Annotated in this window: 17 protein-coding genes; 8 read left to right on the forward strand and 9 right to left on the reverse strand. The window is 60.2% G+C overall.

Going from position 1 to position 20,676, the window contains the following annotated elements; genetic code table 11:
• Positions 1-20: 20 nt before the first annotated feature.
• Positions 21-653 carry a transcriptional repressor LexA gene (gene lexA / locus JNM28_10650; GenBank protein ID MBL8068899.1) on the forward strand — a complete coding sequence of 211 codons (633 nt, stop codon included), beginning with the start codon at positions 21-23 and terminating at the stop codon, positions 651-653.
• Here lexA and JNM28_10655 read toward each other — a convergent pair.
• Positions 650-1,213, reverse strand: a complete 564-nt coding sequence (locus JNM28_10655; GenBank protein MBL8068900.1) for a hypothetical protein — start codon at positions 1,211-1,213, stop codon at positions 650-652. The genes lexA and JNM28_10655 overlap by 4 nt on opposite strands.
• Entirely contained in the window at positions 1,210-3,423 is a 2,214-nt protein-coding gene (locus tag JNM28_10660) for a UvrD-helicase domain-containing protein (protein ID MBL8068901.1), read from the reverse strand. The genes JNM28_10655 and JNM28_10660 overlap by 4 nt, the downstream gene beginning before the upstream one ends.
• A 172-nt stretch (positions 3,424-3,595) precedes the next feature.
• On the opposite strand from JNM28_10660, the gene JNM28_10665 reads away from it, so the two are divergent.
• The 4 genes from JNM28_10665 to aroF are packed head-to-tail and all read left to right on the forward strand — an operon-like array spanning position 3,596 to position 9,264.
• On the forward strand, positions 3,596-5,113 hold the full coding sequence (locus tag JNM28_10665) for a hypothetical protein (protein ID MBL8068902.1): 1,518 nt from the start codon (positions 3,596-3,598) through the stop codon (positions 5,111-5,113).
• Positions 5,114-5,152: 39 nt separating this feature from the next.
• Positions 5,153-5,965, forward strand: a complete 813-nt coding sequence (gene tatC, locus JNM28_10670) for a twin-arginine translocase subunit TatC (GenBank protein ID MBL8068903.1) — start codon at positions 5,153-5,155, stop codon at positions 5,963-5,965.
• Positions 5,965-8,214 (forward strand): DEAD/DEAH box helicase, encoded by a 2,250-nt coding sequence (locus JNM28_10675; GenBank protein MBL8068904.1) that lies wholly within the window; start codon positions 5,965-5,967, stop codon positions 8,212-8,214. The genes tatC and JNM28_10675 overlap by 1 nt, the downstream gene beginning before the upstream one ends.
• Positions 8,215-8,235: 21 nt before the next feature.
• The gene (gene aroF / locus JNM28_10680; protein ID MBL8068905.1) at positions 8,236-9,264 is read left to right on the forward strand and encodes a 3-deoxy-7-phosphoheptulonate synthase; all 1,029 of its coding nucleotides are present in this window, start codon (positions 8,236-8,238) and stop codon (positions 9,262-9,264) included.
• On the opposite strand, the gene JNM28_10685 is transcribed toward aroF, so the two are convergent.
• A complete protein-coding gene (locus JNM28_10685; protein MBL8068906.1) occupies positions 9,261-10,607 on the reverse strand; it encodes a hypothetical protein in 1,347 nt (448 codons plus the stop codon). The two genes, aroF and JNM28_10685, sit on opposite strands and share 4 nt — an antisense overlap.
• A gap of 54 nt (positions 10,608-10,661) precedes the next feature.
• Here JNM28_10685 and JNM28_10690 point away from each other — a divergent pair, with 54 nt between their 5' ends.
• A complete protein-coding gene (locus JNM28_10690) occupies positions 10,662-11,321 on the forward strand; it encodes a hypothetical protein (protein MBL8068907.1) in 660 nt (219 codons plus the stop codon).
• Here JNM28_10690 and coaBC read toward each other — a convergent pair.
• Genes coaBC through JNM28_10710 form a run of 4 tightly spaced genes read right to left on the reverse strand, consistent with a single transcriptional unit; the run spans position 11,318 to position 14,733 of the window.
• On the reverse strand, positions 11,318-12,499 hold the full coding sequence (coaBC, locus tag JNM28_10695) for a bifunctional phosphopantothenoylcysteine decarboxylase/phosphopantothenate--cysteine ligase CoaBC (GenBank protein MBL8068908.1): 1,182 nt from the start codon (positions 12,497-12,499) through the stop codon (positions 11,318-11,320). The genes JNM28_10690 and coaBC overlap by 4 nt on opposite strands.
• A complete protein-coding gene (gene gmk, locus JNM28_10700) occupies positions 12,481-13,047 on the reverse strand; it encodes a guanylate kinase (GenBank protein MBL8068909.1) in 567 nt (188 codons plus the stop codon). Before gmk ends, coaBC begins: the two co-directional genes overlap by 19 nt.
• Entirely contained in the window at positions 13,044-14,369 is a 1,326-nt protein-coding gene (locus JNM28_10705) for a YvcK family protein (protein ID MBL8068910.1), read from the reverse strand. The genes gmk and JNM28_10705 overlap by 4 nt, the downstream gene beginning before the upstream one ends.
• Positions 14,350-14,733, reverse strand: a complete 384-nt coding sequence (locus JNM28_10710) for a phage holin family protein (GenBank protein ID MBL8068911.1) — start codon at positions 14,731-14,733, stop codon at positions 14,350-14,352. The genes JNM28_10705 and JNM28_10710 overlap by 20 nt, the downstream gene beginning before the upstream one ends.
• Positions 14,734-14,800: 67 nt before the next feature.
• On the opposite strand from JNM28_10710, the gene mutS reads away from it, so the two are divergent.
• Positions 14,801-17,368: a DNA mismatch repair protein MutS gene (mutS, locus tag JNM28_10715; GenBank protein MBL8068912.1), complete on the forward strand. Its 2,568-nt coding sequence runs from the start codon at positions 14,801-14,803 to the stop codon at positions 17,366-17,368.
• On the opposite strand, the gene JNM28_10720 is transcribed toward mutS, so the two are convergent.
• Both JNM28_10720 and JNM28_10725 read right to left on the reverse strand, forming a co-directional pair.
• Positions 17,365-18,114: a hypothetical protein gene (locus JNM28_10720; GenBank protein MBL8068913.1), complete on the reverse strand. Its 750-nt coding sequence runs from the start codon at positions 18,112-18,114 to the stop codon at positions 17,365-17,367. The two genes, mutS and JNM28_10720, sit on opposite strands and share 4 nt — an antisense overlap.
• A gap of 97 nt (positions 18,115-18,211) precedes the next feature.
• Positions 18,212-19,759 carry a glycosyltransferase family 39 protein gene (locus JNM28_10725; protein ID MBL8068914.1) on the reverse strand — a complete coding sequence of 516 codons (1,548 nt, stop codon included), beginning with the start codon at positions 19,757-19,759 and terminating at the stop codon, positions 18,212-18,214.
• 110 nt (positions 19,760-19,869) lie between these two features.
• Here JNM28_10725 and JNM28_10730 point away from each other — a divergent pair, with 110 nt between their 5' ends.
• On the forward strand, positions 19,870-20,676 hold the full coding sequence (locus JNM28_10730) for a metallophosphoesterase (GenBank protein MBL8068915.1): 807 nt from the start codon (positions 19,870-19,872) through the stop codon (positions 20,674-20,676).

The raw sequence follows: 20,676 nt of genomic DNA on the forward strand, positions 1-20,676 counted from the left end.
AGGGTCTGCAGGGAAAACCGATGGCAAAAGGATTGACCGCACGTCAGGAAGAAATCTTGCGATTCGTCGCCGACTACCAGGCGGAACATGGTTACCCGCCGTCGATCCGCGAAATTGGGGCCCGGTTCAAAATCGGTTCGCTCCGGGGCGTCACCGTCCACCTCGACGCATTGGAGAAAAAAGGGTACATCGAACGGGCCAACACCCCCCGCTCCATCAAAGTCGTCCACCCGGCTTTCCAGAATTCTGTGAACGTGAGCATGTTGCCGCTCCTGGGATCCATTGCCGCGGGCGCACCGATCCTGGCCGAAGACTATGTTGAAGACATGATCCCCGTGCCGAGCGAAATGGTTCGGAATATCGCCAATGCCTTCGTCCTCCGCGTCAAAGGCGATTCCATGACGGGGGACGGGATCAACCCGCGCGACCTTGTGGTCATCAAACCCCAAGCCACTGCCACCCACGGCGAACTCGTCGCCGTTTTGGTGGACAACGAGGCGACGGTCAAACGGATGCACATGCGCGATGGGGAAATCAAATTGATGCCCAGCAACCCCGCCTACGAGCCCATCCCGGTGGACGACCCTCAAAACACCCGGGTCATCGGCCGGGTCATCGGCCTGATGCGGGACTACCAGGGAATGGCCTTTTAAGGCCCGCTGACGTAGCGCATCCGGGAAACGAGCTGGCCGCCGACCCGGTGCTCCTGCAAGTGGATCCCTTTGCCAAGCCGGAACCACGTGTCGATCTCATGGATCACCCCGACCGCTGTCAGCTCCACTTGGCCCGTCGGCAAAACCGTCTTCTTGCCGTCCACCGATTCCTCGCTCGACGAAACTTTGAGTGTCGCCGTTGCCGGAACCGTATGGCCCGCCGTCCGCACCCGGCCCGCCCATTTGCTGACCGTCCCCGGTTTCTGGTCGGAGAAAATCGGGAGCGGCGGGAAGAATTCCGAATTGCCGAGTTGCCCGGCAATCAAGCGGCCATCCTGCCAAGCCAGGGTCGTGGTGCCCATTTCTGAAACCAAAGCCCAGCCGCTGGTTTGGCCAACGGGGGCGGGGCGGGAAACACGGACGGTGGCCACCCGGTTCACCAACCCAGCCGTGCAATCGTATGTCCAGGTGTTGCCGGATTCTAAAGGCATGAGCTGGGAACCCCGATTGCAACCGGCGAGCAAAAGCAGCGCCAAAATGGGAGCGACAAATGCTTTCATACCGCCTCCAGTTTGGCAAGTGACTGAACCATTTTTTTGATCCCCGTCGCCCCAGGAAAAGCTACGGTGACTTCGGCATCGCCTTTCAATGGCGCGCAAGCCACCACAATGCCCACGCCGAACTTGCGGTGGGTCACTTTTTGCCCAACCCCGAACGGGGGATCCCAACTGGGAGCCGCCTTGGGCTCTTCCACAATCGCATAGCCGCCCGTCCGGAGTGGTTCGAGCCTTGGGGCGTGGCTTGTCCGGGCCAAAGAATTCTCCATCGTCGTGCCGGGCATCTGGTCGACAATGTCCCGGGGCAGGTCGTCGATGAAGCGAGATCGGGGGTTGAAATTGGCCTGGCCATATTGGGATCGGCGGCGGGCATAGGTCAAATACAGCTCCTGACGCGCCCTGGTCATGCCGACGTAACAAAGCCGCCGCTCTTCCTCGAGCTCCCCATCGTCCCCCAGCGCGCGGGAGTGGGGGAAAACACCTTCTTCTAACCCCATCAAGAAGACGACAGGAAATTCCAGCCCCTTGGAGGAATGCAGGGTCATGAGCTTCACCCCTTCGCCGCTGTCCTTCATCGTGTCGATGTCGCTAACCAGCGCGACCGTCTCTAGGAACTGCCCCAAGCTGTGATCCTGGCTCGGATCGCTGTCGAACTGGGCGGTCACGTTGACCAATTCTTGAAGGTTGTCAAGCCGGCTTTGGGCTTCTTCGGTCCGTTCGGCCCTCAGTTCGTCCAAATATCCGCTGGCTTGCATCACGTGTTTCAGCACGGGCGTGACGGCCCCGGCCACCATCATCTCGCGGGCATCCTCAATGCATTTGCGGTACGCACGGATGCCGTGGAGCGCCTTTTTCTGGAGCTCTTGCTCAAATCGGGGATCGCCTAACGCGGCGTAGAGTGAGATCCCCTGCCCAGTCGCAAACCCTGCGGCCTTCTGGATGGCCGTGGGACCGATGCCCCGGGTTGGAGTGTTGACCGTGCGGCGCACCGCGACCTCATCCGCCGGATTCCAAGCCACGCGCAGGTAGGCGATCATGTCTTTGACCTCCTTGCGGTCATAAAACCGTTGGCCCCCAACAAGGATGTGGGGGATCTGGTTCATCAAGAACGCTTCTTCCACGACCCGGGATTGGGCATTGGTGCGGTAGAGCACGGCAAACTCGCCGTATGTCCGGCGGCCTGTTCGGATCTCGCGCTGGATTTTCTCAACAACCAATCTCGCTTCGTCGTGTTCGGTGCCGGTTTCGCCGATTTGGATCAGTTCGCCAGAATCGTTGGCCGTCCAGAGTTTTTTGTCGTTGCGGCTGCGGTTGTGTCGCACGACGGAGTGCGCGCCCCCCAAAATGTTCTGAGTCGAGCGGTAATTTTGGTCGAGGGTCACCAACGTGGCGTCCGGGTGATCCAAGGTGAACCGCATCATCAATCCGACATCGGCTCCGCGCCACCCGTAGATCGATTGGTCGTCGTCGCCGACCACGGTCAGGTTCCGGTGCTTACCCGCCAGCAAATCGGCCAACCGATACTGGGTGAAGTTCACGTCTTGGTATTCGTCCACCAAAACATGAAGGAACCGCTCCTGGTACTTTTCGCGAACGGGCGCGCATTCTTCCAACATCTGCACGGCCCGGAACAGGAGGTCGTCGAAATCCAATGCGTTGGCGGCCGCAAGGCGCTTCTGGTAGTCCTTGTAGATCCCGGCAACTGTGCGCTCAAAGAAAGAGGAGGCCCGTTCCCCGTACTTGCCGGGAGTCAGCAATTTTTCCTTGGCGCGGCTGATCTCGCTCAATACCCCCCGCGCTTGGACGGCTTTATCGTCGTACCCTTTGGCTTTGATCAAGTCTTTGACCAGGCTCAGTTGCTCGGAATCGTCATACACCACAAAGTTCCGATCCAGCCCCACGGATTCGCCATCCATCCGCAGCATGCGGGCGCACAGGGCGTGGAAAGTGCCCATCCAGATATCTTTTGCGGGCGGGCCGACCAAAGCCTCGATCCGCTCACGCATCTCCTTAGCCGCCTTGTTGGTGAAGGTCACGGCCAAAATCCGGTAAGGGGGGCAGCCGTCGGCGATCAATTGGGCGATCCGCGTTGTGATCACCCGTGTTTTGCCCGATCCGGCACCGGCCACAATCATCAAGGGGCCGCCCGCGTGCCGCACCGCTTCAAGCTGGCGGGGGTTGAGCGAGGCGAGGTCAGGCGAAATAGCAGACATGGGTCGCGTATAATTGTGGCTCAAAAACGTGGCGGCCCGGGTAGAATTTTCCCCGTGCGACCCGGGTTTTTCCTCACGGGGCCTGTAACGTGCGGCGACTCCCTTGGCGTCAGAATATCCAGTTGAGCCGTGCGTGCGCAGGTGTTGCACTAGCACCGGAGAATTGAAAGACATGAACCGTTTGATCACAGTGGCTTTGGCGACCCTTGCCGTGGGGAGCGCGTTTGCCCAAGGGACGTTTACGATCCGGCGCCCCGCCGACGGCTCCAAAGTCCGCGAAGTCGTCAAAGTCCGCATCCCCAAGAACAGCATCCAAGAAGGGGAGTACATCGGCATCCTCGTCAATGGCAAATTCCTTGAGGCCGTGGTGCCCGACCTTGAAGGCAACGATTACGTTTACAGCCTGGACACCAAGGCCCACAAACTGCCCGACGGCAAACTCACTATCGAAGCAGTTCTCTACTTTTACACCCAAGGGGCGCCCCAGGTTCGCAACCGGTCTAGCGTCACGGTGGTTCTCGACAACTCCGCCGGGATCCAGGGCCAGAACCCCAACGGCTTTTTGATGCGCTACAAGTTCTATCCGGGCAAGGAGTATTCCTACCGCCGCACGGATGAATCGTCCGTCTCTGTTGTCAGCCAAGCGCAGGCGCAACTCGGTTCGCGCGCCGCAGAAATCGTGCTTGGCCAACGATCTGTGCGCTACCTGGTCGCCCACCAGAACAACTATGGCAACGAAGGTCTGATCCGCCTGCAAGCCCTTCCGGAAAAGGGCAAAGATTACGCCTACCTCGTGACTGTCGGTAACCCGACCCCCACGAAGTTCATGGACTATGAGATGCACCCCATCTTTATGCGGATCACCAACACCGGCCGCGAAGTCTTCACCTCGCTCCCCATCTACTTCCCGTGGGACGGCGATTCCACCGACGCCCGCACCGACTTGTTCGCGCTGTTCCCGCCGCCAGTCCTTCCGGCTGGCCGCAAGGAAGTCGGCGACAGCTGGGAAGCCGCCATCCCGTTCGGCAATATCGACCTTGAAAACCGCGACAAAGTCGAACATATGGTCGAAAACTTGACCGGCCGGGCCACCCTCGAAGCCGTCGAGTGGGAGCAAGGGTATCCCTGCGCAAAAATCCGGTCTGAACTTTCGCTCGGCGCCAACGACCTCAAAAACATCAAGAATATCGAAGGCGTGCAAGGCAGCGCCCAGTCGCTCAAAATTGAATCGGTGCAATGGTTCGCCCTCGACCGCGGCATCATGATCCGTGAAGAAACCCGGTTCACCTCGGAAGTCCTGGTGGAAGTCGGGGCAGGCGGCGGCGGTGCCGGAGCCCCTGGCGCGGCTGGCGGAGGCCGGCGCGGACCCCTCGGCGCCGGTGAATCCGGTGGTGGCGGCGGCAACCCGGGCGGGATCGCACCTCCGGGCGGAGACAAGCGCATCGGCCCCGGCATCTTCCTCACCAACAACTACTTTGAAGCCATGTCCCAAGGTCCGCTCAACTTCATGTTGCAGGCCGGCCAAGAAAATGGCGGAGACAACGGCCGTGGCGACGGCGCCGGATTTGGGCCCGACGGCCCATCTGGCGGACAAGGGTTCGGCGGTCGCGGCAGCGGCAGCGCCGGCGGACCCCCGGTCAAGATGATCCTGCGGCAAACGTCGCGCTGGTCAACCGTCCTGGAACAATAAGGCCCCGGAGCCCCAGCGCAATCGCCAATAATACAGGGCATGGCGCAACGGCTCGACCAACAAGATGGACGAAGCTCTCCGGAACAACCCGAAGAGCTTCGCCTCACGTTAGGTGAGCACCTCGAAGAGTTGCGGGTTCGGCTTATCCGCATTTTGGTGATCGTCTGCATCGGCATGACCGCCGGGTGGTTCCTCACCCCGCCGGTGTTCGACAACATCAACGCGATGGTCAAGGACTCGCTCCCCAAAGATTTCCCCTACAAAGTCGTCTGGAGCGGGTTGAGCGATCCATTCATGTTCCACCTCAAAATGGCATTCGTCATCGGCGCCATCCTCACAATCCCGCTTTCCGTGATGCAGCTCTGGGGGTTTGTCAAGCCCGGGTTGCGACCCCATGAACGAAAACCCCTGCAAACGGTTGTCCCATTTTCCGTCGGGTTGTTCATCATGGGTTCGGTCCTCGGATATGTGATCCTGCCAATGGCCTTTGGCTGGTTCGCCTCAATGGCCACCGATTTCAAAGACCCGGTTATCTACCAAAACCCGGTGGATATCGTTATGTTCAGCGTGAAAATGGTCCTCGCTTTCGGCATCGGATTCCAACTGCCGCTAATCGTCTTCTTCCTCACACGGCTGGGCATCATCAGTCCGGAAGCGATCACCCGGTATTGGCGCCAGGCTGCCGTCGGCGTGATGACGGCTGCCGCCATCATCACCCCCGGCGGCGACATTTTTTCGATGCTCCTCATGGGGATCCCGCTGGTCGTTTTGACCTTTGGCAGCATCGCCGCCGCCCGGCTGACCATGCGGTCTCAAGATGGGGCCAACGACGTGCTCAACGCGTTGGACTGATGGTGGAACCCCGGCGCATCGGGGAACTTCTTGGCGGCAGGCCGGTTCATGCTGCGATCATCCCAGCCCAAGATGGCCGTTGCGAGAAGATCCCCGATTGCGTGCCTTTCGTCATCCAGGATTGGTTGGCGGCGCAGGGCATCACAAGCCTCTATTCTCACCAAGCCGAATCCGCCCGGCTTGCCGCCCAAGGGCGCGATTTGATGGTGGTCACGGGAACGGGGAGCGGAAAGTCGCTGTGCTACACCCTCCCAGCCCTAAAGGCATGCCTGGAAGAACCTGCCGCCCGGTGCCTTTTCTTATTCCCGACAAAAGCCTTGGCCCAAGACCAACTGGGCAAACTTCAAAAGCTCATCCCCGGCGACCATGTGCTTGCCGCCACCTATGATGGCGACACCGAACGGGCGCACCGGTCGGCAATCCGCCGGCAGGCCAACATTGTGTTGAGCAACCCGGACATGGTCCATTTGGCCATGCTCCCCGGGCATGAAAACTGGCTTCGGTTCCTCAAGAACCTCCGGTTGGTCGTCATCGACGAAGCCCATGTTTACCGCGGAGCTTTTGGCGGTCATATGGGCTGGATATTGCGGAGGTTGCTCAGACTCTGTGCCTGGCACGGCAACCGCCCGCAACTCATCGCCTGTTCCGCGACGGTTGCCAACCCGACAGAACACTTTTCGACCCTCACCGGGAGAGAACCGCACCTTGTTGCCGGAGATGGGGCCCCGCAAGGCGAAAGGCAAATCGTCGTCGTGGAAGCCCCGGGCGATGAGGCCGCCGAGATCAAAAGCCCAACCGTCGAGTGCGCGGGAATCCTCGCCGAGGCCGTGACCAACGGCGTCAAGACCATGGTCTTTTGCCGGAGCCGGAACGGAGTCGAGCTGTTGTTGCGGGCGGCCAGGCAAGAACTCGGCAATGTCGGCGGCGACCCGGCGTGGATTGATGCCTACCGAGGCGGGTACACGCCGGACGAACGCAGGGAGATCGAGCGCCGGTTGTTCGGCGGTTCCCTGCGCGGTGTGGCGGCAACCAATGCGATGGAACTCGGAGTCGACATCGGGGGATTGGATCTTGTTGTGATGAACGGGTACCCGGGCAGCCGGTCGAGTTTTTGGCAACAGTCCGGACGGGCCGGGCGGGCGGGGAGATCCGGCATGGCGTTGATGCTTGCCCATGCGGATCCCATGGAGCAGTACCTGGCTCGGCGGATCAACCTCCTCGTTGGCGAACCTGAACCCTGCGTCGCCAGTGTCGGGAACCCCCTTATCGCGGCCCGGCAACTCAAGTGCGCCGCCGCCGAGCGCCCCCTGACTTGGTCAGAAATCGACTCTTATGGAGCCCGGCCGGCGGCCCAAGACCTCATCGATAGCGGGGAACTGGCAGAATCGGCGGGCATGCTCTTCTACCCGGCGTTCACCCCGCCCTCGCGCGAGTTCTCCATCCGCAGCGCGGATTTGGATTCGGTACCGCTATTTGCCGCCGGGGTTTCCCTCGGGGACATGGAAGAGTGGCGGGCGATGCAGTTTGCCCACACCGGGGCGGTGCACCTGCACCGGGGCGAATCCTACATCGTCACGGGCCGGAGCGGAGACGGCAAAGCCATCCAGTGCGACCAGTTCGACGGCGATTACCACACCCAGCCCATTGTCCAAAGCCTGATTGAACCTCGCGCGGAACTCGAGGCCGAATCCCGCAACGGGCTCAAACTCTCCCTGCAAGCGGTGAGCGCCACGACCCTCGTCACCGGCTACCGGATGATCAGTTCCCGAGGAAGTGAAATTTTGGCCGAGGTGCCGCTTGACCCGGCTAGTCGAACGATGGACACGGTCGCCATGCGGATTTCGTTCGAACTCGGCGCAGATTTTGGCATCGGGCCGAGCCCAGAAGCCGCGGCTCCTGGGATCCATGCCTTGGAGCACGTTTTGGCGGCTGTAGCCCCCCTAATCGCCGGTTGCGACCGGCGGGACATCGGCTCAAGCTGGTTTGTCGCCGCTCCCGACACTTTGTCCCCAACGGTTTATCTGTATGATCTTGCGCCGGGTGGGTTGGGCTTTTCCGAACAACTGTTCCGACAGAGAGTCGGTCTCGTCATGCAGGCGGCGCAGCTCTTGAGCTTGTGCGGATGCCGCGATGGGTGCCCACTTTGCACCCTGTCTCCCCATTGCGAAAGCCGCAACGAATGTTTGAGCAAACCGATGGTCGCCGGACTGCTCCGCACAATTGCCAGCCGCCTGGGCCACACGGGTTGAATCGGTATCCTGACCATTGCCATGCTGATCTTGATGAAGGTGGGGGCAAGCGATGCCCAGATCGACCAGGTTTGCTCCATCATCCGGAACCGGGGGATCGAGCCGCTGGTTCTGCCCGGCGAACCCCGGCGGGCGGTTGGCATCCCGGCCAGCCTGAGCCACGACCAGCGGATCGACCTGGAAGCGGTCCTTGGCCGGTTGGAGTTCGTCAGTAAGGTCACACAAACCTCCAGCCCATTCAAACTCGCTGGCCTGGAGTTCCAGCCAGAACGGACGGCGGTTTCGGCAGGCGGGGCCCGATTTGGCCCAGGGGCGTTCACCTTGATCGGAGGGCCTTGCAGTGTTGAGAGCTACGAGCAATTCCGCAAAGCCGCCGATATCGTCAAGGCCGCCGGCGCAAAAATGCTCCGGGGAGGGGCCTTCAAGCCACGTACATCTCCCTATTCTTTCCAAGGATTGCAAGAAGAAGGCCTCCAAATCATGAAGCAGGTTTCCGGCGAGACCGGATTGGCGACGATCACCGAAGTTATGTCGGCCGAGAAGGTCGAAGTTGTTGCCGAACATTGCGATATGTTGCAGATTGGCGCAAGGAGCATGCAGAATTTCCCGCTACTCATCGAAGCTGGCAAAAGCGGGAAGCCGGTTTTCCTGAAGCGTGGCCCCTCGGCAACGATTGACGAATTCCTCCTGGCAAGCGAATACATTCTCAACCAAGGCAACCAGCAGGTCGTCTTGTGCGAGAGGGGTGTGCTTGCTCTGGACAAGACATATGTGCGCAACACCTTGGACCTTAATGCCGTCCCGGTCCTCAAAAGCCTGACTCACTTGCCCGTCGTGGTCGACCCCAGCCATGGGACAGGGGTTGCCAGCCTGGTTGGCCCCATGGCAAAAGCCGCCCTTGTTTCCGGCGCAGATGGGGTGATGGTCGAAATGCATCCAGACCCCGAGGAGGCACTCAGCGACGGCTCTCAAGCCCTGGATGGCGACCAGTTCACAAGCCTGGCCCGAGAACTCAAGGGTTTGGCCGAATATTGTGGCCTGGCGTTCTAATCCTGGCCAATAGACCGGAGGGTTGCCGTCTTCGGGCGATCCTTCCAAACAACAGAGCCATCGGCGCGAACCGTCGCGCTCCCAAAGGGGGTGTCTACCACCCCGAGCGTGGTGTTGGATGGATCGGAGATCTTGCTCAAATCGTCGCCATTGAGCAGGTAAACGAATCCGTTGGCCAACTCCCGATTTTTCATATAAGGGTCGATTCGGCTTTGCCAATCGTCCACCGGCGGCAACAGATCATCGTAATCAGACCCGTAGATCATCATGGCGGTCGCAACCTGTTTGGCTCGCCTCATGGCTTGGTTCCGGACGTTGTCCCGGAACAGGGCTTCGAATTCGGCATCGGTCAGCGCCTTGAGCGGGATGAGGTTCAAACCGCTGCGATCCACGGAGTAGGCGAACCGGCCATCGTTGGTGCAGCCAGCCCAAAACGCCTCGGCCGGGATCCGGACAGGGATGTTGGCTGGCCGCCCTTCGGTCTTTGAAAACTGCTGGCCATCCCACCCTTCGCCGATTATCACGTTGCCTTTGTCCACCCAAACGTTGTAGGGCGGATATTTTTGAACCTCATGCATGGGGTGGACAACCGGACCCAAACGGCCGGAAGCGACGTCGAATTCTTGAATCGCCCGGATGTCGTCAATTTCCCGGTCGTATGCCACGGAATAAATGTGCTGGCCATCGCTGTAAAAGCTTGCACCGTTGGCATCGAGCTGCACCGTCTTCCACGTTCGCCCGGCAATCGAATAGATTGAAAGTCGGGTTGTTCCCCCTTTGCCGCCGATCGGCTCAAAAAACACAACGGCATCTTGCCCCGCAACCAGGAGCGGCAAAATGTTTTTTGCCGGCGCATCGGCCATCCGGATATCGACCAGCCTCTTGCTTTCCGGCTCATAGAGGATCGCAAAGGCGTCCTCATTTTTGTATCCGGAGAGATATAACTCTTTCGACCCCGTCAACCAGTGGAGATCAGAAATGACGAAGTTGTCCGAGTCGGGTAAGCCTGCCAACCTCACCGTCTCGCCGGAGGCAAGGTTCAAAAGGTAAAGGGCCTTTTGGGGGCCAACATTGAAGGTGTATCCGCGATAGGGCGACGGGTCGGGGATCGATTGGTTGCCATCCTGGTCGCCGATAAAGGCCAGGTACTGCGAGTCGTCCCGGACTTCCACCGGGCTCACCGATCCAAAAAACACCTGGCGAGGCGGCAGCACATAAACCGCTTTGCCACCGGAAACGAACAAGTTGGGCACGGGATATTGCAGCAGCAAATCAGTTGGGACTTGGCCTAGGGCCAACACCCCGGCCGCCAAACAGCACATCAAAGCCTGGATCCTCATCATTCGACCTCTCGGGTAGTACCGGACTTGTGTCCTTGACCGTCTAACCCCATGAGTATGACGGTGTTCAGCCTTGCTTTCTTCGCCGCTTTGAGATTGGCCCCGACAGAGGATTACTCCCTCAAATGGGAACCAAAGGCGGGTGACGCCACATCCTTTTCGATGGTTTTCAAAAGCTTGGACAAAGCCAATCCGCTGGAAATCGAATCTGTTTTGGTTCAAACCGTCATGAAAGTCGACGCCGATGGATATGAGGCGGAGACCGTGGGCAAAGGATCGCTTGTCCGCATGGGCGGGGAAGAGATCAAAGACACCCGAACCACCAAGACGATGGTGGAATTCAACGAACGTGGCGCCGTGAAGGAGTTCTTGCGGAAGCCCAATGGACCCGAAGGCGATATTTGGCTTTTCGCCGTCTTGCGGACGTTCATCTCTCCCGAATCACCCGTCCCCATTGGCGGGGGCTGGCAATATGCTTACAAACCCGAAGGAGGGTTCGAAGGGGCCCGCATCAGCTACAAACTGACGTCGGTTGCCGACGGCGTGGCCACCGTCGCCTTCACGATTGGGTCCGATGATCGCTCGCACACTGAAATCGGCAAAGGCGAGTGGAAAATCGATGCCCAGTCAGGCCGATGGAAGTCGCTGAAGGCCCACGTCAAGGGCTTGTTTGGCAGTGGGGAAGCGGGTGCGGAGCTTGTCCTGACCAGGAATTAAAGCTTTTCCGCGAGCTGTTCCAACATCCAAAGGGCGCAGGCCAGTTTCGAACGCCTCCCCGATTTTGCGACCGCGCCGCCGGCAAAGTAGAGGGTGAGTTCGTTTTCGTCCGACCCAAACCCGATTTCAGGGTTGGAGATGTCGTTGACGGCCATGGCAGCGACCCCTTTCCGCTTGAGTTTGTCGGCAATGTATTCTGGGTCGATCCCCGGTTCGGCGGCAAAGGCAATGACTGTCTTGTCCAAGTTTTCCGATGCCAAGGTGGCGATGATGTCCGGGTTTGGCGTCAATGTGAGCACCAAGTCGTCTTCTGTCCGCCGGATTTTCGTCTGAGCCGCCCCCGCCACCCTATAATCGGCAACCGCCGCTAAGCCGATGACCCAGTCGGCCGATGCCACGTGACGGCGGCATGCCTCCAGCATTTCTTTGGCTGTCTGCACGGGCACGACGGTGACATCTCGGGGGGCGATTGCCTGGCTTGGCCCGGCGACCATGGTGACCTCCGCCCCCATCAGCTTTGCGGCGCGGGCCATGGCTACCCCCATTTTCCCACTCGACCGATTGGTGAGGTATCGAACCGAATCGACCGGTTCCTGAGTCGGTCCGCTCGTCAAGAGCAAGGTTTTGCCAGCAAGGAGTTTGCTCCGGCACAAAACAGTGCCCACGAATTCGACAATTTCGCGGTTGGCGGCCAGTTTCCCTTGCCCGTTCTCTCCACAGGCGACGTCGCCTTCTTGCGGCTCGATGAACAGAACGCCTCGGGAGGTGAGCTTGGCGAGGCTGGATTGCGTCTCAGGATGCTGGTACATGGCCGGGTTCATGGCCGGTGCGGCCACAATCGGACAGGTGGAAGCCAGCAGCAAAGTGGTCAGCATGTCGTCGCCAATCCCGTTGGCGACCTTGTTGAGGGTGTTGGCGGTGGCGGGCGCGATCAAAACCAGGTCGGCTTTGCGGGCCCAATCGATGTGGGCCATGCGGCCCCTTTCCGGCTCTTCGAATGTATCGGCCAGGCACGGTTGGCCGGTTAGGGCCTCGAACTGGGCCGCCGTGACAAAGTTCTGGGCGGCATCGGTGAGGCAGACCCGAACCGTGCACCCGGCGCGCATCAGGTCGCGAGCCAAATCGCATGCGCGGTAGGCGGCCACCGAACCGCAAACTCCTAAGACGACATCCGGCATTCTTCCTCCACAATCCGCATGATCTCGGCCACGCAGGCATCAACCGAATGGTTGATGATCCGATATCGGTAATGCACGGCCTGATCCATCTCCCATTCGGCATTTTTGAGCCTGTGCTCCAACATTTCGTCACTCTCAGTCCCACGGTTGCGGAGCCGAAGGGCCAATTCCGCGCGGCTGGGAGGCAGCAAGAACACCGAGAGGATGCTGGGTTGGGCTTGCATGATCTGCAATGCACCTTGGACGTCGATTTTTAGAATCGCCTTCTTCCCGGCCCTCACCATGTCTTCTAGCTGAATCCTAGGGGTTCCGTAATAGTTTCCGTGGACGTTTTTATACTCCAAAAAGAATCCCTGTGATGCCATCTCTTCAAACCGAGCCGGATCCATAAAATGGTAGGCGACCCCGTCCACCTCACCGAGCCTCGGTTTGCGGGTTGTGCAAGCCACCACGCGTTCAACCGTTTGGTCCAATTCACACCAGCGGTCGATGACGGTGTCTTTGCCGACCCCGCTGGGGCCGCTCAGGATCACAGCAATCCCTTTCATGGCCTCCTCAGCAAATCCATGAGCCGGGCCGCGATCCGCAACGGGTCGTGGCGAACATAGTCGGATTCCGACATGAAGTTGCCCGGAATCGGCTTATAGCCCATTTGTTTAATCCGGTCTGTATCGGCCACGACCAAATCTTGGTCTGAGGCCCGGTATTTGGCCAGCAAGTCTTGGTGGGGGGTGGCCGTGTTCACCAACACGTAGTCAAAAACCCGGTTGGGGACGTTTGCCTGCAGGGCAACGACGTGCTCGGCCGCCGAGAACTTGTCGCTTTCACCAGGTTGCGTCATCACGTTGCAGATATACACTTTCAAGGCATCGGATTCCAGCACGGCTTCGGCGATGCCAGGCACTAACAGATTCGGGACGATGCTCGTGTAAACACTCCCCGGACCAATGCAGATCAAATCAGCTTCTCGAATGGCTTCGATCGCGGCAGGGTGCGGTCGGACGTGAGGGGGATCAAGGTAGATGCGCTGGATCTTGAGATCCGATTCGACAATGGTCGTCTCCCCTTGCAAGGTGGATCCGCCTTCCATAAGGGCCCGCAGCGTCACTCGGTCGGTTGTGGAAGGAATGACCCGGCCCCGGATCGCCAAAACCTCGCTCGCCAGGATCAGCGCCTCGTCATAATCGCCGCCTGCCTGTTCCACAAAGCCGGCCAACATCAGGTTGCCGACGCTGTGGCCGCTCAACGCGCCCGCACCTTGCGAAAATCGGAATTGGAAGAGGTCGGTCATCCGCTTTTCGGCATCGGCGAGCGCGACAAGACAGTTGCGGAGGTCGCCCGGCGGAATGATCCCCATTTCTTGGGTCAGCCGGCCAGAACTCCCGCCGTCGTCGGTCACCGTGACGATGGCCGTGATATTCAAACTATATTGCTTGAGGCCCCGGAGAAGCGTGGACATCCCCGTGCCGCCCCCCAGCGCGACGATGCGGGGTCCGCGGGCCAACTGCTGACGCTTGATGTAACTCCCCACCAGGGCCTTGCCACCCGCCGCCGGGGTGGGGCCGCCCATGGCCAAACGCTTGAAAAAGCCGCGCACGCCCCGGTAGACGGCGTAGCCTCCGACTGCCATCATCAACCCGCCCACCAAGTGGGTCAGCTGCCGCCCATCCGATGTGCTGGAAAACGATGCGGCAAACGAATCCCAGGCTTCGCCGACCCCGGCAAATGCCGTCCGGAGGACAAACTGGAAGCTCATGTGGATCCCGAGCAGCAGAACGAAAAAGCCCCCGCCCGCCAGGGCGACATACCGGTAGAGGTCGGCCCGGGGCAAAAAGGATTGCAGGTGCCGGTTAGTCCTCTTTTTTCTCATCGGGAACAAACATGTGGAGCACGGCCCCGATCGCCGAAACAAGCAAAGAACCAACCAACGCGGCCAAGAACCCGTTCACTTTGTATCCCATGCCCAGGCTGCCGACGGCCCAAAACAGAGCCGCATTGATGACCAAGGCGAACAATCCCAAGGTCATGCAGCTAATCGGCATGGAAATGAATTTCAAGATCTTGCCAAGCGTTGCGTTCACCACCGCGAGCAGGGCCGCGCCCACAAACAGGGTCATGACCCCGTTGAACGTCGGCGAGATCTCAATCCCCTTGGGGATCACCATGTTCGTCAAATAGCTCGCCCCGACAATCGAGGCCACCAAAGCCGCCCATCGGATCAAAAGGTTCTTCATCGCCGCACTCCTATTTTAGCTGGTCGGCGCGCCGAGCCGGCGGCCAGCCATCCGGCATACTAGAGACTTGGCGTTCACCCCCCAGACCCCGATGCTCCAACAGTACTTCCGAGCCAAGGAAGCCCATCCGGGGGTGTTGATGGCGATGAGGGTCGGCGATTTTTATGAATTCTATGGGGAAGACGCCGAAACGGCGGCGAATTCCCTTGAAATTACGCTCACCGGCCGAGAAGACGGCAAGAACGGGAGGATCGCCATGGCCGGCGTGCCGTTCCACTCGGTTGAGAAATACCTGGCCCAATTGGTGAGGATGGGCCATCGGGTCGCTTTGTGCGACCAAGTCGAAGACCCCAAAAAGGCCCAGGGGCTTGTCAAGCGCGAGGTCACCCGCATCCTGACGGCAGGGACGCTCATGGAAGATTCGATGCTCGCGCCGGGCGCGAATAATTTTTTGGCCGCCCTTTGCGTCATCGATGGAAAGGCCGGCATTGCGACCCTCGACCCTTCAACCGGCGAATTCATGGCCACCGAAGTCGTTGGCGGCCACGTCGCTGAAAAAATCCTCCAAGAGCTGGCCCGGCTCATGCCGGCAGAACTGCTCTACGCCGAAAAGACGGCCTCCGGGGTCGAAGAAACGGTTGCGAACGGGCTCGGCATCCCTTCGACAGTAAGGGACAGCCTGGATGCCCGGAAGGCCGACCGCATCCTCTGCGGGCATTTCGAAGTCAGCGGGCTCGCAGGGTTCGGGTTGGAAGGGCGGCCTGGAGCATCGGTCGCCGCGGCCATGGTGTTGGATTACGCCCGGACCAACGGGATCGGGCTTGGGCATGTGTCGGCGATTTCCTATTATTCGACGGACGGGTTCATGCAACTTGACCCCGGTACCCGGCGGAGCCTGGAACTCACCCAGAACCTTGCCGATGGCGGTCGGCGCAACACCCTGCTCAGCGTTTTGGACGAAACCGTCACGACCATGGGGGCCCGGCTGATGCGGCGATGGATCGAACAGCCGCTCCTCAATCCGGAAGCGATCACCAACCGCTTGGGGGCGGTCGAGAGGTTTTGCGGACACGTGTTGGTGCGCAGCGACCTGCGCAAGGCGCTCAAACGGCTTTGCGATATCGAGCGGTCGGTGTCGCGCTGCGCGGGCGGGCTGGCCACGCCCCGCGACCTGCTCGGGCTCCGCGACTCGCTGGAAGCCCTGCCCGACATCGAAAACGCCGTCGGTAAAATCGCCCTCGGCCACCTCAAAACGCTCAAGGACGGATTTGGGGATCACGAGCCCCTTGCCGACCAACTCCGCCGAGCCGTCGCCGACAACGCCCCCGCCACCGCCCGCGAAGGAGGCGTCGTCAAACCCGGGTTCGACCCGGAACTCGACGAACTCCGGCGCCTCTCCCGGGACGGCAAAGGGTACATCGCCCAATTGGAAGCCAAGGAACGGGCGGCAACCGGCCTGGAAAAACTCAAAGTGGGCTACAACTCCGTCTTCGGCTATTACCTGGAGGTTGGGCGGCAACATGCGGACAAAGTTCCCGGGCATTACATCCGCAAGCAAACTTTGGCCAATGCCGAGCGGTACATCACTGCCGAGCTCAAAGAACACGAATCGGCCGTTTTGGGGGCGGAAGAAAAAGCCGACGAACTGGAATACGACATCTTTTGCCGGCTGCGCGACCTTGTTGCCCGCAACGGCCCCGCCCTCCTCCAAACCGCTCGGACCATCGCCGAACTCGATGTTCTCGCCACCTTTGCCGAAGTCGCCTTGGCCCGCCATTACGTCAAGCCAGAAATCGTAGACGAAGACGTCCTGACCGTGGAAAATGGCCGCCATCCCGTTGTCGATGCCGGTGTCGGAACCTTTATCCCCAACGACCTGGATTTGGGCGACCCCACCCGCCTGATTGTCCTCACCGGACCGAACATGAGCGGGAAATCAACCTACCTCCGGCAAGCGGCACTCATCGTCTGCATGGCCCAAATCGGTTGCTTCGTCCCCGCCGATAAATGCCGGATGGGCATTTGCGACCGTGTGTTCACCCGCATTGGGGCGAAAGATGAAATTGCCCTTGGTCAAAGCACATTCATGGTCGAAATGGTGGAGAGCGCCAACATCCTCAACAATGCCCGAGAAAGGAGCCTCGTCGTCCTCGATGAAGTCGGCCGGGGCACCAGCACCTATGACGGTTTGGCCATTGCCTGGGCCATGGTCGAACACCTGGCCAGCATCCGGGCCAAAACACTTTTTGCCACCCATTACCACCAGATCAACCAGATCGCCGGGCAAACCCCGGGGGTCGCCAACTTCCGGGTAGCCGTTGAAGAGAGGGGCGACACAATCATCTGGGCCCACAAGGTGCTCCCGGGCGGCACAGACCGGAGTTACGGGCTCCACGTCGCCAAAATGGCCGGGGTGCCTCAACCCGTCCTCCGCCGTGCGGAAGAAGTCCTGAATTCATTGGAGGGTCGCGGGCAAGAACTCGAAGTCCCGGCCTCCCTCAACCGGATGCAACTCACCCTATTCGAGGCCGAACCCCACGCGGTGGTCGAAGCCCTCAAGGGGTTGGATGTGGACAGGCTCTCGCCGCTCGAGGCGCTGCTCAAGCTCGACGAATGGAAAAAGCTCGTCACTTAAACGGCCCGGTCGACCGGACGGAATTTTTGACTGTCTTGCGCTTGGAACCGGGCGACCACCGACCGGATTCCGTCGACCGTCTCTTTGGCTTCCCTCAGGTTTCGTTTCACACGGTCGGTTGAAAAGGGGCCATTGTCCGCTTGGTCTTGGAGGGCAGAAAGGATTCCATCTGGTCCAGTGATATGCTGTTGGACAACCTGTTGGGTCTGGCGGATGACCGGTGGGTCGCCCGCCGCTTCCTTTGCAAACGAAGCCGCCGCCCCATAGGCCGCCGCCGCCTGCCGGACGGCAACCGGGCGTGAGTGGCTGTAAAGGTCGGCCGTGCTTACGCGGAACAGGGGGTTGCCATCGGCTTCGGCCTGGGCGAGGATTTCCCGGCCGATACTGACGGCCCCTTTGAGGAGCCTTTGGTTTTGACGGGTGCTTTGGGGTCCAAACCCCGATGCGGCAACACCTTCGATTAACCCGTCCAACAAGTCGCCGAGTTGGTGCAACGTCGTTTGCGCCCCTTCGAGTTGCGACTTCGCCTTGAGGGCTTGAGGGGACAGCTCAGCGGCGGGGCTGCCAGCCGCGTTCCCGGCCCTTGCTCCGCCTTCCGGCTCTTGCCGTCGGCCGCTGTCTGGCTCCGCCTGTTTCGCCTCCGCCGGTGCCAAGACGCGCCCAACCTGCCCCGCCACCTGCAATTGGAAGTGAGGGGGCTGGACCGGTACTGGGGGGATATGGTCTTGGCTGAATTGGGCCTTCATGAAACGGCAAGCATCCAGAGCCCCTAAATGGGACTCCAAGAGGGTTGTTCCAACTTGCCGCCCACCCGGTCTCAGGCAGGGCTACGGGGTTTTGCGGTCATTGAATGTGGCGGATTTCCCGCCAAAATTGCACAACCGGCTTCTTGAGGCCCCGCAGAATCGTGATCGGGGCATGGGCTTCTTCGGGCACCGAATTGGGAGAATTGAGTTGGGCCACCATGTGGGCCGATTCAAAAGAATCGAGGATGGCCGGGGTCGGTTCGCCGATGACCACTAGGGTCCGCCCATCCCAATCGCCGGGCCCCCAAAGCCAATACTGGTTGTGCCGCCCAATGACCTTGAACCCGGGTTCATTGCGGTTGAAGTACCAACAGGCCGCGCTCTCACCATAGTTCATGCCAAAAACCGGGGTTCTGAGCCGTTCATCCTCGGGCAAGCCCAACCAAACGGCTCTGACGGCAGAAGCCATTTCTGGCCAGCCGAACATATCCGCGAACCCTTGCATCGGCGATTTCGCCCCTTTTTCGGCAGAAGGGACATCCACCTGGCTCTTTTCGGCAATCTCTTCAACCCGAGGGGGTGGCAACAATGGGAGAGCAAGGGAAATACAAAAGACTCCAACTGGGACGAACACGGCCAGCATCGCATAGAACCGGGCCCTTGAGGCCTTGAGCCACTCGCCAAAGACGATGGCCCCGAACGGAACGACAAAAACATAGGAGGGCGCCGGGTAGTTCTCCCGGCTCCGCATCGAAAGCAAAAGGATGCCGATCACCAGGAAGTAGGTCAAGGCAAAGGGGCGCCATTCCGGTTTTCGCAACGCCCAATAAGCACCGAGTACCCACAGCGTGGCCATGACCGGATTGGTCACCACCGCCTGCACCCCCAAAATAATCCAAGGCGGTTGGGGCACCATTTTGAACTGGGCGGCGTTGCGGACAAACTCCTGTGTGACCCAGTTGTGCTCGTTCTGCCAAACGAAGTGCGGGAAGAAGACGGCAAACGCGATGCCCGCCGCCGCCCACGGGTAAACCGTTTTCAATTCGGCCCGCCGGGGGCTGAACAGGGTGGCGCATCCCAGGCCGGCCACGAGCCAAAAGCCGCTCAGCTTGTTCAGCATCGCTAGGCCGCAGACAAGCCCTAGCCAAAGCCAAAGCTTCCGGCGGCTCTCGTCCGCCGAACACAAGTAGAGCAGAGCGGCCCCCGCCCAAAGGGCGATGTCGATCCCATTCATCGAATACAAATGGCTGACAACCGCATAAACGGGGGTGAGGCCGGCAAAAATGGCGGCCATCGTCTGGGCCAGCCGGCCGGCGCCGAGCCGTGCCGCAACCAAGCCGTAAAGGATGACCGACCCGCAGCCCGCCAAGATCCCTGGGGTGCGCACGGCCCACAAGTGGGTCCCCAAAACCGATGTGAACAGTTTGAGCACGGCCACCGAAAGGGGCGGGTGGTCCACATACCCCCAATCCAGGCGGTTGGCGCAAGCCAGGTAATAGAGTTCGTCCCGGAAATAGCCGTACCCACCGATGCAAGCGAGGTGGATCAGCAAGGTTGTGGCGGCTACCGGCCAAATCCCGGCCCAATAGGGTGGTTGGGGGATGTTTGCGGCGGTCGGTGCCGGTGCCGGGGCTGCGGTGGCCATGCGTTGGATCGGTTAACGATCTTACACGGCAATCGTGTCCCCGTGCCTTGCGCTCAGACCGGAAAGGGCAGATCGCGTACAATCCGGCTGGCGCAACTGCGCACCAACCGATGTCGGAACGCAACGAATACCGGTCCGTGTTCATCTCGGACGTCCATATCGGCGCCGTCGGCTCAAGAGGGGAACAGGCCCTCCGGTTCCTCGAATCGTTCCAGACGGAGTACCTGTACATCGTTGGCGACCTCATCGACGGGTGGGTTGGGCGAAAGGACCGCAAATGGGGTCCGACCGCAACCGGCATCATCCGGGAGATCTTGGAGCATGGGAGCCGCGGGACCACCGTCCGTTACACGCCCGGCAACCACGACGCATTTATGCGGCGCGTGCATGGGGTTCAACTCGGCAACATCGACATCGAACCCAGCTTCCACCACGAAACCGCCGACGGACGCGACCTCCTCGTTGTCCACGGGGACGTCTTTGACCGCAGTTGCACCAAGTACCAGCCCATCGCCTTTGTGGGGGCTTGGGCCTATGAAGTTCTTGGGTTAGCCAACGCCAGTCTCAACCGCAAACGCAGTGAAGATGGCAAACACCCGATTGACTTCACCACGGTCACCAAACGCTCAATCAAAAAATTCATCGGCAAGGCCACCCACTATGAAGAATTGGTGATGGACTACGCCCGCGAGGCCGGATTCGATGGCGCGGTTTGCGGGCACGTCCATCGGCCACAGATTGTGGAGCAACCAGACGGGTTCCTCTATGTCAACACCGGGGACTTTGTTGAAAACTGCACGGCGGTGGTCGAACACGCCGATGGCCGGCTGGAGCTCCTCTGGCTCAATCCCGAGACCCCGGCATCCAAAGGGTGGCGGCCCCGTCTCAGCCGTTCCGAGATGTTCTCGGCCAAATGA

The sequence above is a fragment of the Armatimonadota bacterium genome (assembly GCA_016789105.1).
Taxonomy (GTDB): Bacteria; Armatimonadota; Fimbriimonadia; order Fimbriimonadales; family Fimbriimonadaceae; genus UphvI-Ar2.